Source organism: Psychrobacter piscatorii (genome assembly GCF_043641605.1).
GTDB classification, from domain to species: domain Bacteria; phylum Pseudomonadota; class Gammaproteobacteria; order Pseudomonadales; family Moraxellaceae; genus Psychrobacter; species Psychrobacter piscatorii_C.
The window spans coordinates 41,699-57,734 of sequence record NZ_JBHZRK010000013.1 but is presented as its reverse complement, the minus strand read 5'-3'; the positions used below and the strand labels follow the sequence as shown (position 1 = coordinate 57,734).

Sequence of the window (16,036 nt, the reverse complement as noted above, 5' to 3'; positions counted from 1 at the left end):
TCGCGAAAAAATATAGCATCAACATATATTATTTTTTGCGATAAATCTTCCAAACACCATTATCTGCAAGCGGATTGTTATAAGCATCGTTGCGGCGCTTGCGCGGTGTTTGCCTGCTATCAACAATCTTAAAATCAGGCAAAGCATGGACGATAAGACCAGTACGATAAAAACGTACCCGTTCAGGCTCTAGCATCTCACCCTTGCTATCGCGGCAAAAAACATAAGCGCGTAGATCAATAAACTCACGATGAGCGACCAAACGCGCTTCGTCATCATTATCCAGTACCGCTGTCATGCGAGCAACTTCATCATCAGTATAGTGTCCACATTTATCAGTCAGCGCACCAACTGAGCCAAAGCTTTTAGATTCCTTGGCTCGCGTTTTGGTTAAATGTAGGCGCTGAACATGGTAGATAAACTGCGGTATCTCAAGACTAGCTGGAAGCGGCAGATAATCAGGTGGCATATTGGCCGCTGGATAAAAATCCTTGGCGCGCTCAAGTAGATTTTGCCAGCGCTGCTGATAAGCTTGTACCTCTGCTAAGTTGCCTTCATAGATAGGCATATCGCGAATCTGGCGCAAAATATCCGGCGGAAACTGCTCATGACGAAAGTTTGCAATGTCCTCTTGCAACGTCGATAGCAAAACTTTGGCGTGTTTTTTGCCGTCTTTTGACGTAGGATCATCGATATAGTCTGGGGCGACAAAGGGTGCTGAGCGTCTAGACATAATGTTATATCATCAATGGATCGTGAAAAGGGGTAGTCAGTCTTAAGTATACAGAATTTATATCAAAAATATGGTCGAGAGATAGGGTTTTTCATCACTTTTAACATGCTATTACAATCGTAGAAACAAGTTTTAGGCAAACTTAAGTGAAATATTCTTATTTTATTGGCTCATAGGTTCTTATTTTTAATACTATATAAGACAACAATGATTTATAGCCAATCAAATTATTGAGAATGACCTTTATGAGCAACTACTCATCAGAATTGACAGTCTGTCCTAAGTGGCGAGCCTCATTGAAAATTATTGGCAAAATAGCCTTTATCGTCATTTGTACCGGAGTCATACTTGCACTTGGGTTTTGGTTGCTGATGATGTCAAATATGGGCTCAGTCTATTTGCCAAATATCTGCAACGGCTGTTTAGATACTTCAATCAGAATGACGTTACTCGTAGTTAGTATCGGTCTTTGGGTATTGGTGGCTACTTGGATTGTTTGGCACATATTGCTTTATTTATATCATTTGATGAAACATAACCAATAATTGGCCAGGTTTCTAACAATACTGGTATTTGCTTTTAATGATTATGTCCAATATGACTGTTGCCAGCAGGTGCTTGTCCCGCAATATCGCAAACGAGAGCCTCACTATGTGAGCTGTTTTGTGGATGTAACAGGCTTTCTACTTGAATAGTCGCATGATGAATACCGAGCGCTGATAGGCTTTGTTCAAGATTGGCAATGAGGTTACTCGACTCATGAATACTCATTTCTCCATCGACTACGACATGGCAAGATAGGGCGTTCAGGCCGCTAGTAATGCTCCAAACGTGTAGGTCATGAACTTTTTGTACTTGAGGGTGTGCGAGTAATTTTTGCTCAACGTTGACTAGCGATATGTTAGCAGGGGTGCCTTCCATTAATATATGCACAGAATCACGTACGACGCGGTACCCACTGACTAATATAAGAATCGCAACAATCACGGATGCCACGGCATCTGCCCATACCCAACCAAACCCCATCATCAACAGCGCAGCGATAATAGCAGCAACAGAGCCCAGCAGATCGCTCAGTACGTGCAAATAAGCACTTTGCATATTGAGATTGACAGGTTCTTTATTATCGGGTGTTTCTATTAATGCGGCATCATTTTTACCATGATTGTGCCCGTGCGACTCTCCACCTTGACTGCCTCGATGCATGAGCCATGCAACTAAGATATTGACCAGCATACCGACAGTGGCAACGATCAGCATACCTTGGGTTGCAATTTCTGGTGGAGAGTTAAAGCGTTTGATCGCTTCATAAAAAATCATCAAGGCGATAATAACGAGCGTAGCGCCATTAAGGGTTGCGACCAGTATCTCAAAACGCTTATAGCCAAACGTTTTTTGATGTGTGGCTGCTTTTTCGCCAATTTTGAATGCCATTAGGGTGGCGCCAAGCGCGATTGCATCGCTTAACATATGCCCTGCATCGGATAGTAATGCTAAGCTACCAGTGAGCCAGCCGCCGATAGCTTCAATAAACATATAACCGGTGATAATAATAAAGCTAAAGAGCAAGGTGCGCTGGTAACCCTTGGTGTCTCGTGATGCTGTCTGCTGTTCTAAATGATCATCATGGTCGTGACTGTCCTCGTGATTATGAGTATCGTTACGGTCATAATCGTTACTTGAGTGCTCATGGCTATCATTTTGATGACGATGATTGTGCTCTTCAGGGTTTGGATTATTCTGATTCATAACAACACTCAAGTCAGCGAATAGCTAGGTTAAGTAAACAGTATCGATTGTAGATCGAGTAGACGTGAGATTTTGATCACATACCATTTGATGAGGGTTATAAATTTAACATAGCCAAGTATCAGAAGCTGTAACGACGAAGTAAAAATAACCAGAATGCAAAAATCATAAATATTACAAAGATTACAGCACCATGCAAAACATCTACGTATGAAAGGTGCCGGCTTTACCAACCAACGGGGTCAATGTCTAAGGTAAGCTTGAGATATTTAGCACTTGGTAAGGCAAGTACGGGCTGCCACCATTGATGCAATACATGGTGCAGTTGCTGCCGGTCTTTGGCTAAGAGCAGCAGCTGTGCATGATAGCGGCTATTTTTTTTACTCATAGGAGCGTCAATCGGGCCGAGGACAGCCAAATTATGGGCGCTTGGCAGATGAGCAATGGCATCTTTGAGCGCTTGAGTGGTGGCTGCCAGCGTTTTTCCTTCACAGCGTATCAGTGCGGCATGACTATGAGGCGGTAAGCCCATCATTTTACGTTCTTGCAATAGCTCGTGGGCAAATGACAAATAGCCATCTTTGACCAGTTTTAACAGTAGCTCGTTGTCAGGCTGTAGTGTTTGGATCAATACGCGACCAGCTTTATCACCTCGACCAGCACGGCCCGCTACCTGAATCATAAGCTGTGCCGTATGCTCTGGTGAGCGAAAATCTGCCGATAAAAATCCGCGATCAGCATTAGGTAAGCAGACCAGCGTGACATTAGGAAAGTGATGACCTTTAGCGACCATTTGTGTGCCGACTAATATAGCAGGATTGCCTTGGTTAATTTGCTGATAAATGTTCTCCCAGCTGTCTTTACGCCTTGTGGTATCACGGTCAATTTGAATAATCGGATAGAGCTCTTTACTGGTCTGGGGATTGGCAAAGATCGCATGCAGGTTTTCGCTGAGCCTTGTGGTACCCATGCCTTTGGCATCTAGGTTTTGACTACCACAATCAGGGCATACTGTAGGAATATAAGCCTGCCAATCGCAATGGTGGCACTTTAAATAAGAGCTGCCTGAATAACCGCTGCGCTGCGCTTGACTGCTATAGTGAACGGTCAAATGAGCATCACAGCGGGGACAATCTGCCTGCCAACCGCAAGCCTCACACAATAAAACAGGCGCATAGCCACGGCGATTCAAAAATATTAATACCTGATCGCCGACTTCTAACGTTTGCTTGATTGCCCCAATCATTGAGTCTGTCAGCCCTGTGTCATAGCGAGCACCATCATCTTGCGCTTGCTGGTGAGTGCTTTGCAGGCGCGCATCAATCAGTTGCATGGTTGCAGGCTTGGCATTACCGGGACGAGTCAATAGTTGATACTCTACCAGTTTGCCATCTTCGACCAGTTTCAGATGCTCAAGAGAAGGCGTTGCCGTACCTAATATGACTGGAATGTTATGCTGTAGGCCGCGATAGAGTGCGACATCAGCCGCATGATAACGCAGTGTGTCTTGCTGTTTGTACGAGCCATCATGCGCCTCATCAACGACGATCAATCCCAAGGCTGCAAATGGATAGAGCACTGCTGAGCGCGTACCGATGATAATTTGTGCATGACCGGTGCGGCAGTCTTGCCAGCCTTGCAAGCGATGGGTATCGGTCAAGCCTGAATGCAGCAAAACAATATGAGCGGCAAATCGACTGGCAAAACGTGCCCGTGTCTGCGGTGTGAGACCAATTTCTGGCACCAAAATAAGTACCTGCTTGCCTGCTTCTAGTACCGCCTGCATTGCTTGTAGGTAGACTTCAGTTTTGCCACTACCAGTAATACCATTTAACAGAAAGCCAGTATAGATTTCAGATTCATGCGCAGCAACGATGGCATCAACGGCACATTTTTGCTCATCATTGAGATCAAGCGGCATTTTTGCCAATTTCACGGGGGAAGTGGCTTGCTTAGTTTGGATATAGCGCTCGATTAGACCTTTGTCTTCGAGCGTTTTTAAAAATGCTCGCTGCATACCTTCTAGTAGCAAAACATCTTCACTAGCACCGCGCTCACCATGTAGTTTTAGCATATCAAACTGCTGCTTTTGCTTTTTTGCATTGGCACGAAAATCATCATCCGTGATATGCGGCAGTATTCGCCAATGAGTAATTAGCAGATCTAGTGGTTTGCCTTGGCGGACAAGGCTTGGCAGGATGACGCCCAAGACATCGCCGAGCGGATAATGATAATAACGCGCTAGCCAATAGGCCAGCTTGAGCATGCTGGGATCCAAAATAGGGTCAGCATCCAAACACTTATTAATTGGTTTGATTTTATTGACGGGTACACTGCTCTCATCTTCAGAAACATGAGCAATCACGATACCAATTAAGGTTTGACGACCAAATGAAACCTCAACGCGGCTTCCAATTGGCGGCATAAGACGGTCTGGCGAAGCAAGCATATCCACCGGTAAGCTATAGTCAAACACCCGATAAAGGGGTACGGGCAGCGCAACTTGTACCAACATAAACGGCTTCGCAGTCTTATCAGATTAATATTGATGTGAAATAAAGAAAAAGAGGCAGAGGCCAATAAGCTTAGCATGATGCTAAGCTTATGATGGATTGACTGTTATAAGACTATCTAAATAATAGAACTATATAAACAAAAATTACTATCAGTTTTAGTCAATATATAAGATAGATTCGATTTCGACTACGCCACCTTTAGGTAAGGCTGCGACTTGTACGGCAGCACGAGCAGGATATGGCTCGCTTAAGTTCGCCACAAATACTTCGTTTAAAACCGCAAAGTCACTTAAATCAGTCAAAGACACATTAAATTTAACCACGTCATTGATGCTACCACCAGCCGCTTCACAGATCGCTTTAATGTTTTCGAATACTTGCTCAGCCTGTGCTTTAAAACCTTCTCTTAATTCCATGGTTTCAGGGTCAAAACCAAGCTGACCTGAAATATAAACGGTGTTGCCAACTTTTACGGCTTGTGAGTAAGTGCCTACAGCTGCGGGAGCTTTATCTGTTTGGATCGTTTGACGAGTCATATTATGTCCTTTTCGTATTTTATTGGTTGGCCTGTTGCGCAATAACCAGCAACAGTACCTATTATTGTTTTAGAGATTATCAAAACCTCAGTGCAATGCGTTCAAATCTGACTAGACAAAGAGTTTGCTAGACAGACAAGGTTATTATAATTGATATAGCCGTATGATGTTAGGGAAGCCGAGTAATGAGCGCAGCTCACGAATGCCTTGAGCCAAGTGATTACGACTGCGCACGATGATATGGATGATAGTATCACTATTACGCACGTCAACGGTCTCAACCCCCATATGCAGCTGGCGCAGATGATAAATCACTTCACTGATTTGCTCATCGCTAAGCGCAATAGACAGCTTTAAGTAAGCAGGAAAACGAATTTTGCCGCTATTTTTTATATCATGCTCGTCTGTTTCACCTTGTTTTACAGCGTTATCACTACGCCAACGTAGCTGAATCACCTGATAGGGATTGTCTTTACGAATGTCGTCAAGTGAAAAGCATTTGTGTCGATGAACGACTAAGCCGTGCCGAGATAAGTGCCCAACGATAGGGTCACCATAGATTGGATGACAGCAGTTAGCAAAATCAAGCTCAACCCCAGAGGCATTGGCGATCAGCTGCTGTGGCTGTGTCATGTCTTCGTTGTGCGCTTTGGCTTGCACGTCACTGACTTCATCGTTAAACAAACGAGTGACTACAAGCTGTGGCAGTAGGGTACCTGAGCTTATTTGTTCGAATAGGGCATTTTTTTCAGTCACACCGCGCCATTCAGTCAGATCTTTCCAGTCATCATCTGTTAGGTCATCGAGCGTTTTTTGATAGGTTTTGAGGGCACGATCTAATGCTTGACGGCCATGATGCTGCTTGTCAGCGGTAGATAAGTCTTTGAACCAACGTAATATCTCTTCACGCGCTTTGTTGGTCACCACAAATCCTAACCATTCTGCTTTTGGTTCTGAATGACTGTTTATCTCTATTTCAACGGACTGTCCGTTTTTTACCACGGTACCGAGTTTTGCTGCTTTATCATCGATATTGGCACCGACAGCGACGTTACCAACCATAGGCCCGACTGCGTAAGCAAAGTCTAGTGCGGTTGCCCCTTGTGGTAGCTCATAGGCACGACCTTGCGGGCTATAACAAATAATCTTACTCGAATGCAAATAATCCATTAGCTCATTAATAGTCGAGACCGCTGCCGAAAAGTTAGGACTGTTTTCATTTAAGTTGTCTTCATCGACCAAGTCTTTCATGTTACGCAGTGACGCTTGGATAACTGATTGACTCACATCAGAAGCATGCTCTGCACCGATAACACCGAGCCTTGCAGCACTTTGCATTTGCTTGGTCAAAATAGTCACTTTTACGACATCGTTGTCGCGCTCATAAATGAGCGTGAGTGATTGATTGCCACCTGGTAACGGCCTACGAATATTATCAGCAATATGCGTATCATCAATTTGATACTTTTTAATAAGGTAATACGCCAACTTGTCGCAAGCTTCGATATTATCGAGGACAATCTCAAATGCATAGTGACGTAGCAGCGTGTTGATTTCTCCGCGATTGCGGAAAAACTGGCGGTAAATGACCACGCGATTGTCTAACACTTTGACCAGTCCGTTGAGCCCCAAATTATTGAGCACGATACTCAGATAACGATGAATGGCTTCTCTTTGGAAATTACGCCCAAGTCCATGCTGTAGCAGCTTGTCAGATATCTTGTTATACATATCAGAATCAAGGTTACGATAACACAGTACCTCAATATAATCGGCGATATCATTAAGACCCATCAAGCGTGCAAATGGCACATAAAAATCTAATGTTTCTTGTGCTGTGGTACGTTGTTTTTCGGGGCGCACGGCATCAAGCGTGGACATATTATGCAGACGATCAGCGAGCTTAATGATGAGTACACGTGGATCTGCGAGTGTGGCGGTCAAGATTTTGTGAAAGGTCGCTGCTTTGTTTTGCTGCTTATTGTGAGATGATGACTTTAGTTTCGTCACACCATCGACCAGCCTAGCCACTATCTTGCCGTAACGCTGCTCGAGCTGCTCGTCACTCACATCGGTGTCTTCGACCGTGTCATGCAAAATCGCTGCAATAATCGTATCCCGATCTAAGCGAAAGCCAGCTAGTATCTCAGCCACTGCGATAGGGTGAGTGATATAAGGTTCCCCTGATTTACGCTTGTCTTTAATGTGCGCAATATCACCGAACTCACAGGCATCAACAATGTCACGGCGCTCAGCAGCAGTGAGATAACCGACTGAACGCAGCAAGTTATATTGAGCGTCATCGACGAGATGATGACTGAGTTTGGGTAGGGTTTGACTCATAAATGACGATCCTATTTTCCATGACTGACTGACTTGATCATTGATCGAAGTAAGCAGTGAATGGTGACTGAATATTGACCAACCATACGAAATTTAAGTAGGGATAGACCATTCTCTAATTAATCGCAAATCGCATTCAATGTCAACTGATAAGCGAGTAGGCGATGAAAAAATTTGACTCAGTGGGCTATTTTGATAGATAAATGGCTATCAAAACAGCAAATACAATACAGTTACAACCAAAAAACCACAGCCTATGCTGTGGTCTTTGTTATTAATAAAGGTCATGTTTATCTTATAAAGCCATTATCAGCTTCAAAGACTTGGTAAAACAAACCTTATCAAAAATAGCTTCTCAGAAGCTATGATCGCCTGACAATGCCAAATCAAGTGAGCTCGTTGCAAAGTTATGCTCTGGTTGATTTAGAATGTCGCGGGTGATTTTGCCAGCGGCAATTTCACGTAACGCCAATACTGTAGGCTTGTCATTATCGACATCAACCAACGGCTCGGCAATACCTTTGGCCAATTGGCGGGCGCGTTTGCTTGCGACCAAAATTAGTTCAAAGCGATTATCAACATTATCCAAACAATCTTCAATCGTCACTCGTGCCATAAATAGCTACCTCGGTTGTTTTTATTAGCCACGGACCTTGCCCGCCACTCAATAAAAATAATATCAAATACATAAAGGGGGATAGCTAAATATTATAGCATTTTTTGCCAAGTCGCGTAGTTGCTTTTTATATCTACTTATTAGATAAGCAACTGACGAACATTGTAGCTTAGTTTACTCTTCTACTTGCTTATTTAGCAAGTTGCTAATCGTGCGATGATAACGTTGTTGCTGACGGCTAAGGGTTTGTCTATCCGCCACGATAATCGCTTTTAGTTCAGCTAAGGCTACGTCAAAATTATCATTGATCACCACATAGTCAGCATTCACATATTGTGCCATTTCGGTGACCGCGCCAGCTAGACGGCGCTCTATCACTTCTACAGAATCCTGCGCACGGGTTGAGAGACGTTGGCGCAATGTAGCAATACTAGGTGGTAGAATGAAAATCATAATGGCATCGGCAAAGATATTTCTGATTTGCGTCGCCCCTTGCCAGTCAATCTCCAAAATAACGTCAATACCCGCCGCTAGCTGGGTACGTACGCTTTCCTCAGACGTACCATAATAGTTACCAAATACTTCTGCATGCTCTAAGAATAGACCCGCATTGATACCATTGGTAAAACTCTCAGTATCTGTAAAATGATAGTGCTGACCATCAATCTCGCCTGGGCGCGGGGTGCGAGTCGTATGTGAGACACTGACCGTTAAGTCGTTGGTCGTAGCAAGTAACTGCTTAACCAGTGAGGTCTTGCCAGTACCTGAGGCGGCAGTAACAATAAATAATGAACCTGTCATACAATTTATCCTAATGGAATATGTGCTAGTAAAATGCGTCTTAGTAACAGACTAAAAGATGATTCAGTCATGGGTAGAGACTGGAAAAAAGAAAAAAAGCCATCATGTATGGCGATAGAAATCATAATAGTTGCGTCATTATAAACTGCTTTTATGTGAGATAAAGCGGGTTTTGCAATATGTAGTTAGCATGTTGATAGTTGCACATGACATATTGCAATGAGCGCACTGCTATTTTTGAGGGCAATAAAATCAAATTATGCTAAAGTAGAGCATTGATTTTGCCCCAACTTTTGAATCAAAGCTTTTATACATAAGCTTTAGATATAAATTATCCGACGATAGGCCTTTTTATGCAAATTTATCTTGCCAATCCCCGTGGATTTTGTGCTGGTGTGGACCGTGCGATTGCGATTGTTAATGAAGCACTAACACGTTTTGAGCCACCCATCTATGTCCGTCATGAGGTCGTACATAATAAATTTGTGGTATCGGATTTGGCCAATCGGGGCGCGGTATTCGTCGAAGAACTTCACGAAGTACCAGATGGCTCCATCGTTATATTCTCTGCCCACGGCGTCTCTAAAGCGGTTGAAGATGAGGCTGAGCGACGTGATTTGACAGTGTTTGATGCAACATGCCCATTAGTGACTAAAGTACATATCGAAGTGGCAAAGTTTGCACAAGACGGTATGGATGCGGTGTTGATAGGACATGCCGGACATCCAGAGGTCGAAGGTACGATGGGACGCTTCAATCGCCGCCATGGTGGGCAGATTCATCTGGTCGAAGATGAGAGTGATGTTGCAGCATTGACTGTACAAGATGCCGAACGTTTGGCATTTGTGACCCAAACGACCCTATCGATGGATGATACGGCTCGCGTTATCGATGCATTGCGTGAAAAGTTCCCTAGTATTCAAGGTCCCCGAAAAGACGACATCTGTTATGCCACCCAAAACCGCCAAGATGCGGTAAAAGATTTGGCCAGTCGCTGTGAAGTCGTTTTAGTCGTCGGCTCGCCAAACTCGTCAAACTCTAATCGTCTGCGCGAGCTAGCAGAGCGTATGAATTGCCGTGCTTATTTAATCGATAACGCTAGTGAGATGGATAAGCGTTGGTTGGATGGTGTGCAGAGTATCGGTGTGACTGCTGGAGCATCCGCGCCTGAAGTGTTGATCCAAGAAGTGTTGCAGCAGTTGCAGGACTGGGGTGGCGATCTACCTAGTGAGCTATCTGGTATTGAGGAAAACGTAACGTTCAGTCTGCCAAAAGCCTTACGGATTCCTGTCACCCAAGTTGGTAAGTAATTAGGACACGCCCTCGTATTTGTATGAATCGTCATTTATATGGATAAGCTCGCATGAAAGAACCAAAAGCCAGATTTGTATTGGCAGAAGCCACGCTCGCTGAAGTGAACAAGCAACTGAAACTCAATATGCTCGTCATGGTAGCAGTGGTCTTTGTGCTGTTTATGAATATGATGAAGTTTATGGCAGAAAAAAGCGTTCTTTATGCTGTACTCGCAGTCATAATGATTTGCTTACTGTTCTTTATACAAAAAGCTCGCGGTATTCTTATGCTAAGAAAACAAGAGCTTACCCATAAATAGAAAGTACAAATATAAATAAAAAATACAGGTGAAAGTGCCAAATATAGGATAGCTATGACTGCTTATTACAAATTTATTAAACGCGAACAGCCAGAGGACGGCGTCAGTGTGGCGCATTATCAGCCAACCAAGCATGCACAAGGTGCTTGGAATGAGCATGAGCAGCATATGGCACCAGCGACAGGTCTTCTGACAGCTGAGATTAATAACTTTGCGCCGCAAGCTAATACCCGTATTGCTCGTGTCAGTCTTGATATTTTAGGCCTGATACCGCTCGATGATTTTACCATTACTACTCGCTGCATCCGACCCGGTAAAACCATTGAATTGATTGAAGCAGTTATGAGTAGCCGAGGCCGTGATGCCATCATTGCAAGAGCATGGCGACTGATTACGCAAGATACCAGCGAGATTGCCGGACTTGAAGATCAACCAGCAAAATACAAACCTGAAGAGTTGCCAGTTTGGGAAGACATGAAAGGCTGGCCGGGCGGCTTTATCGAAAGCGTACGTTTGGTGGCGACAGAGGATCGTCGTCCCGGACGCGGCATGGTATGGATTACCAATGATATTGACATGGTGGAAGGCGAGCTGACTGATGACTTGGTGCATCTATTAGGTATGGTCGATACGGCCAATGGTGTTGTACCAAGATTGGGTCTTGGGTTATCTAAGTTAGAGTGGATGTTCCCCAATACAGATTTGCAAATCCATATGCATCGCGCTCCAAAAGGTCGTTGGTTGGGTATTGAAGCCGTACAACAATATGGCGATGATGGTATTGGGTTGACCAGTGCGGTATTGCACGATATATATGGGCCGTTCGGTCGTAGCGAACAGATTCTCACCATTCGCCCGATGCCACGTTAAAAGAGAAAGAATCAATTATTTAGTGATTTTAGAAAACGAAACGATAATTTGTAATCAATTAATTATACAAATATTAGAAAAATGGTTTTAATAGTAACTAATAAGACGATATTACCAACAAGACGATATCAATCGACATAGAGGTTACTATGAAAGCACATACTCAATTTTCAAAAAAACTAACAACTATTTGGGAGTTATTGATAGAAGTTTATTCAGAATAGAGGTTAGCTTTTGTTCTTACGCTAAAAAATGACCGATACTAGAACACCGCCTTGATAAACAAGCGCGGTGTTTTTTATTGAATAGGGCTTTTGAGCTTGAATTTTTTCTCAATGCCCCTATTAGTATAGACAGTTTAACGGTATCACATACGGCAGGTTCTCTGACATTATGAGAGCGGCCTTAGTGAGTATATCGTTATCTGATAATAGGTCTTTCATAGAATTTAAAGGAGTTTTTATGAGTGAAGCAACTCAAGCTGAAGGTCTGAATCCAGAATTAAAAAAACATACGTTTGAAGCGGAAGTGGCGCAGTTGCTGCATTTGGTCACGCATTCACTATATTCTAATGCGGATATTTTCGTCCGTGAGCTCGTATCTAACGCGTCGGATGCTTGTGATAAGCTGCGCTTTGAAGCTACCAATGATGATAGCCTTTATGAAGATGATGGCGAATTAAAAATCCGCATTGCTGTCGATGAGCAAGCTAAAACCATCACCTTTACCGATAACGGTATTGGTATGAACGAAGCTGATGCCATCGAAAACTTGGGTACAATTGCTAAGTCAGGCACCAAGGCGTTTTTGGATAAATTGTCTGAATCACAAAAACAAGATGGTCAACTGATTGGTCAGTTCGGTGTTGGTTTCTACTCTGGTTTTATCGTCGCTGATACCATCAGTGTTGAATCGCGTAAAGCGGGTGAGCCTGCTGATAAAGGCGTGCGCTGGGTATCAGATGGTACTGGTAGCTTTACCGTTGAGCCTATTACCAAAGATACGCGTGGTACAGCGATCACTTTGCACCTAAAAGAAGAATATAGCGAGGGCGAAGACAACTATTTAGATCGCAGCAAAATTAAGCGCTTGGTTAATAAATACTCTGACCATATCAGCTTGCCAATTCAGATGCGTAAAGAAGTTTGGCAAGAAGATGTCGTCGATGACGAAAACGACGATACGCCAGCTGGCGGTGAGATGGTACTGACTGACGAGTGGGAAACCATTAACAAAGCCAGTGCACTATGGACTCGCTCAAGCTCTGAAATTGAAGATGATGAGTATGTCGATTTTTATAAGAATATCTCTTATGACATGGATGGGCCGCTTACTTGGACGCATAACCGTGTCGAAGGCCGTGTACAGTATACACAGCTACTATATATCCCTAAAAAAGCGCCAGTCGATCTATACACTCGTGAGCAGCAGCACGGTCTAAAGCTGTATGTGAAGCGCGTCTTTATCATGGACGAAGCTGAACAGTTGCTACCGATGTACTTACGCTTTGTGAAAGGGGTCATCGATTCAGCAGACTTGCCATTGAACGTGAGCCGTGAGCTACTACAAGAGTCACGTGATGTAAAATCTATTCGTGATGGTAACGCTCGCCGTATCTTGACTTTGCTGGCCAGCCTTGCTAATAGCGAAGACAGTGATAAGCAAGAGAAATTTGCGCAGTTCTATGCAGAGTTCGGCGATGTCATCAAAGAAGGTCTAGGCGAGGACGCCGGTAATAAAGAACGTATTGCTAAGCTATTACGTTATGCCACCAGCACGCAAGATGGCCTTGAGACTAGCTTTGAAGACTACAAAGGTCGTATGAAAGAAGGCCAAAAAGCGATCTACTACCTCACCGCTGATAATCTAGCTGCCGCAAAAAACAGCCCGCAACTTGAGTTGTTTAAGAAAAAAGGCATCGAAGTTATTTTGATGACCAGCCGTGTTGATGAATGGGCAATGAATTTCTTAACCTCATTTGATGACACACCGCTACAGAACATCGCCAAAGGTGCCGTAGATCTAGGCGATTTGCAGGATGAAGCAGAAAAAGCCGAAGCAGAGAAGGCCGAAGAAACTTTAAAGCCTGTCGTTGATAAGCTTAAAGCTGCGTTAGGCGAGCGTGCTAAAGATGTTAAGGTTTCAACGCGTTTGGTTGATAGCCCTGCTTGCTTAGTCGTTGGTGAAGGTGAGCTATCACCGCAAATGATTCAGATGCTACAGCAAATGGGTCAGGATGTGCCAGCAAGTAAGCCCACGCTAGAGGTCAATCCTGATCATCCACTGATTAAGAAGCTTGAGAGCAGCGAGCAGTTTGATGATTTGGCGCAAGTCATTTTTGATCAAGCATTGTTAGCAGATGGTGGTCAGTTAGAAGATCCAGCCGCTTATCTAAAGCGCGTTAATGAGCTATTGATGAGATAATGTCTGGTAATTGATGTAAAAGGAGGTCTTGTCTGCAAGGCCTCCTTTTTTATTGAGGTTTATGGTCATATTTGAATGAATTTTACAAATCATCCTTATCCTCTTGACCGACAATCCGTTACAATCGCGATAGATTAGCGAGCTAAACTATTAGGCAGTGCTAGTCATCTTCGATAAACATTCCATCGTGAATTCAATATAAATAGATGTCTACAGCCGTGAAAAAATCGTAAGTCGATTACATAAAACGGCGACGACATCATGATAGTTATCATTGGGTCATTTTATTTTTCTCGACTGGCTAGAGGTCTAAGTCTTTGTCACTTACGTCGTTAAAAACCGTATCGCTCCAGCGTTTTTCGCTTAATTTCGCTGCCAACATTATCGCAACTTTGTGGATGTTGGTGGGTTCAACTCGGGCGTTTTCTTGGGTAAAGCCCACTTTTATACAGTTTGCTGTATTTGCCTTATTGGCACTTGGTAGTAACGTCCTATTTTCGTGGTTAGCGGCTGAAAGTAGCAGCACGTTCAATGAGCAAGGCTTGGTCAGTTATTTGATCTGGCCGATGATTATTTTATTAAGTGGTATTATCTTGGCACGGCGAGCGAGCAATCAGACACTGGTTTTTGTGCCTGTTGTTCTTTGGTTGGTTGCTGATACCTTATCTGCATTATTGCAGAGCTTAGTACAATTTTTTGGTAGCTATGGCTGGTTACCTGAGTGGAGTTACTCGTTTTTACCCATACTATTTTTGGTATTGTTTTTATGGCAGACGCTCGCTTTGCTATGGATTTTTTCTCGTCGCTTGCGTATACCATGGTGGGAGCGAATTATTATTCTAGTTGGTGCTGTGGCATTGTTGACGATTTGGCAGCGTAATGTCGCTGATCAGCCTATCTTTAAGCAAATTCCGGTAGAGCCTGTGTTGGAAGAGGCGGCACTATATGAGCAGCCCCGTTTATTACAGCAAGCATTAAATAGTATAGACCCAAGTATCGATGGCAAAACCGACTGGTACTTTATGGGTGTGGCAGGGTTTTCTGGTCAAAACGTCTTTCGTTCTGAAATCAATAAAGTACGTGAGCTGTTTGATGTGCGTTTTGGGACCAGCGGGCACTCGTTGTCTTTGATTAACAATACGTATAGTTGGATGGACGAGCCAATTGCGACCAAAACTAGCATTCTACGCGGCTTAAAGAAAATCGGTCAGCAGATGAACGCTGATGAAGATGTGTTGTTTTTGACGCTGTCTTCACATGGTAATCAGGATATCGTTCAGTTAGCGAATCCGCCAGTCGCGATGGACAATCTAGATGCTGCATGGCTTCGTGAAGCGCTGGATGCTTCGGGTATTCGCTGGCGCGTGATTGTGGTATCTGCTTGTTATTCGGGTTCATTCATCGATGAACTAGCATCTCCGACCACAGTGGTGATAACGGCATCAGCCGCTGATAAGGCATCGTTTGGCTGTACCAATACCGCTGAGATGACGTATTTTGGTCAAGCATTTTTTGCTGAAAGCTTGCGAGGAAATACCAGTTTTGAGTCAGCTTTTAAGGATGCCAGTATACGGGTCAATGAGCGTGAGAGCGCAATGGGGTTTGAGCCATCAGAGCCGCAGATGGTAATCGGTAGTTTGATGGAAACCGCCTTACCTGCGTTTGAGCAAGTGCTGTTTGATAAAGCGCGACCTTCAGTTGCGAGTATTACGAATAATACTGCTTCTACAACCGTCAATGTTTTATCTGAAACTAATACTAATCTATCGGTAGGCGAAGCAGATGCAGCTGCCGAATAAATATGAGAAATGATCTAGTAACTGACAAATGCTAGTA

Annotated in this window: 12 protein-coding genes; 5 read left to right on the top strand and 7 right to left on the bottom strand. The window is 43.7% G+C overall.

From position 1 onward, the window contains the following. Positions 1 to 28 precede the first annotated feature (28 nt). The 7 genes from ACHUET_RS11820 to gmk all read right to left on the bottom strand — a co-directional run bounded on the left by ACHUET_RS11820 (position 29) and on the right by gmk (position 9,294). Positions 29 to 733 carry a hypothetical protein gene (locus ACHUET_RS11820; RefSeq protein WP_394213047.1) on the bottom strand — a complete coding sequence of 235 codons (705 nt, stop codon included), beginning with the start codon at positions 731 to 733 and terminating at the stop codon, positions 29 to 31. Between the two features lie 579 nt (positions 734 to 1,312). Beyond that, positions 1,313 to 2,482: a cation diffusion facilitator family transporter gene (locus ACHUET_RS11815; RefSeq protein ID WP_394213045.1), complete on the bottom strand. Its 1,170-nt coding sequence runs from the start codon at positions 2,480 to 2,482 to the stop codon at positions 1,313 to 1,315. A 226-nt stretch (positions 2,483 to 2,708) separates the two neighbouring features. Then, positions 2,709 to 4,997, bottom strand: a complete 2,289-nt coding sequence (locus ACHUET_RS11810; protein WP_394213043.1) for a primosomal protein N' — start codon at positions 4,995 to 4,997, stop codon at positions 2,709 to 2,711. Between the two features lie 156 nt (positions 4,998 to 5,153). Further along, positions 5,154 to 5,534: a RidA family protein gene (locus ACHUET_RS11805; RefSeq protein WP_058024599.1), complete on the bottom strand. Its 381-nt coding sequence runs from the start codon at positions 5,532 to 5,534 to the stop codon at positions 5,154 to 5,156. A 144-nt stretch (positions 5,535 to 5,678) separates the two neighbouring features. After that, entirely contained in the window at positions 5,679 to 7,877 is a 2,199-nt protein-coding gene (locus ACHUET_RS11800) for a RelA/SpoT family protein (protein WP_394213041.1), read from the bottom strand. Positions 7,878 to 8,232: 355 nt separating this feature from the next. Then, a complete protein-coding gene (rpoZ, locus tag ACHUET_RS11795) occupies positions 8,233 to 8,493 on the bottom strand; it encodes a DNA-directed RNA polymerase subunit omega (protein ID WP_057761396.1) in 261 nt (86 codons plus the stop codon). Positions 8,494 to 8,667: 174 nt separating this feature from the next. Continuing rightward, complete coding sequence (gene gmk / locus ACHUET_RS11790; protein WP_394213040.1) at positions 8,668 to 9,294, bottom strand: guanylate kinase; 627 nt, start codon at positions 9,292 to 9,294, stop codon at positions 8,668 to 8,670. Positions 9,295 to 9,647: 353 nt separating this feature from the next. Here gmk and ispH point away from each other — a divergent pair, with 353 nt between their 5' ends. The 5 genes from ispH (at position 9,648) to ACHUET_RS11765 (ending at position 15,999) form a co-directional block, all read left to right on the top strand. After that, a complete protein-coding gene (gene ispH / locus ACHUET_RS11785) occupies positions 9,648 to 10,604 on the top strand; it encodes a 4-hydroxy-3-methylbut-2-enyl diphosphate reductase (protein WP_160022292.1) in 957 nt (318 codons plus the stop codon). Positions 10,605 to 10,657: 53 nt separating this feature from the next. Continuing rightward, the gene (locus ACHUET_RS11780; protein WP_201598095.1) at positions 10,658 to 10,906 is read left to right on the top strand and encodes a hypothetical protein; all 249 of its coding nucleotides are present in this window, start codon (positions 10,658 to 10,660) and stop codon (positions 10,904 to 10,906) included. Between the two features lie 54 nt (positions 10,907 to 10,960). Continuing rightward, positions 10,961 to 11,776 carry a thioesterase family protein gene (locus ACHUET_RS11775; RefSeq protein ID WP_394213038.1) on the top strand — a complete coding sequence of 272 codons (816 nt, stop codon included), beginning with the start codon at positions 10,961 to 10,963 and terminating at the stop codon, positions 11,774 to 11,776. A gap of 462 nt (positions 11,777 to 12,238) precedes the next feature. Further along, positions 12,239 to 14,200, top strand: coding sequence for a molecular chaperone HtpG (gene htpG / locus ACHUET_RS11770; RefSeq protein ID WP_394213036.1), 1,962 nt, complete (start codon positions 12,239 to 12,241; stop codon positions 14,198 to 14,200). Positions 14,201 to 14,517: 317 nt separating this feature from the next. Continuing rightward, positions 14,518 to 15,999 (top strand): C13 family peptidase, encoded by a 1,482-nt coding sequence (locus ACHUET_RS11765; RefSeq protein ID WP_394213034.1) that lies wholly within the window; start codon positions 14,518 to 14,520, stop codon positions 15,997 to 15,999. Positions 16,000 to 16,036 lie beyond the last annotated feature (37 nt).

Excerpts from the sequence above, each read along its gene's own strand:
- ACHUET_RS11820 (WP_394213047.1), bottom strand. The coding sequence starts at position 733 with ATGTCTAGACGCTCAGCACCCTTTGTCGCCCCAGACTATATCGATGAT.
- ACHUET_RS11815 (WP_394213045.1), bottom strand. The coding sequence starts at position 2,482 with ATGAATCAGAATAATCCAAACCCTGAAGAGCACAATCATCGTCATCAA.
- ACHUET_RS11810 (WP_394213043.1), bottom strand. The coding sequence starts at position 4,997 with ATGTTGGTACAAGTTGCGCTGCCCGTACCCCTTTATCGGGTGTTTGAC.
- ACHUET_RS11805 (WP_058024599.1), bottom strand. The coding sequence starts at position 5,534 with ATGACTCGTCAAACGATCCAAACAGATAAAGCTCCCGCAGCTGTAGGC.
- ACHUET_RS11800 (WP_394213041.1), bottom strand. The coding sequence starts at position 7,877 with ATGAGTCAAACCCTACCCAAACTCAGTCATCATCTCGTCGATGACGCT.
- rpoZ (WP_057761396.1), bottom strand. The coding sequence starts at position 8,493 with ATGGCACGAGTGACGATTGAAGATTGTTTGGATAATGTTGATAATCGC.
- gmk (WP_394213040.1), bottom strand. The coding sequence starts at position 9,294 with ATGACAGGTTCATTATTTATTGTTACTGCCGCCTCAGGTACTGGCAAG.
- ispH (WP_160022292.1), top strand. The coding sequence starts at position 9,648 with ATGCAAATTTATCTTGCCAATCCCCGTGGATTTTGTGCTGGTGTGGAC.
- ACHUET_RS11780 (WP_201598095.1), top strand. The coding sequence starts at position 10,658 with ATGAAAGAACCAAAAGCCAGATTTGTATTGGCAGAAGCCACGCTCGCT.
- ACHUET_RS11775 (WP_394213038.1), top strand. The coding sequence starts at position 10,961 with ATGACTGCTTATTACAAATTTATTAAACGCGAACAGCCAGAGGACGGC.
- htpG (WP_394213036.1), top strand. The coding sequence starts at position 12,239 with ATGAGTGAAGCAACTCAAGCTGAAGGTCTGAATCCAGAATTAAAAAAA.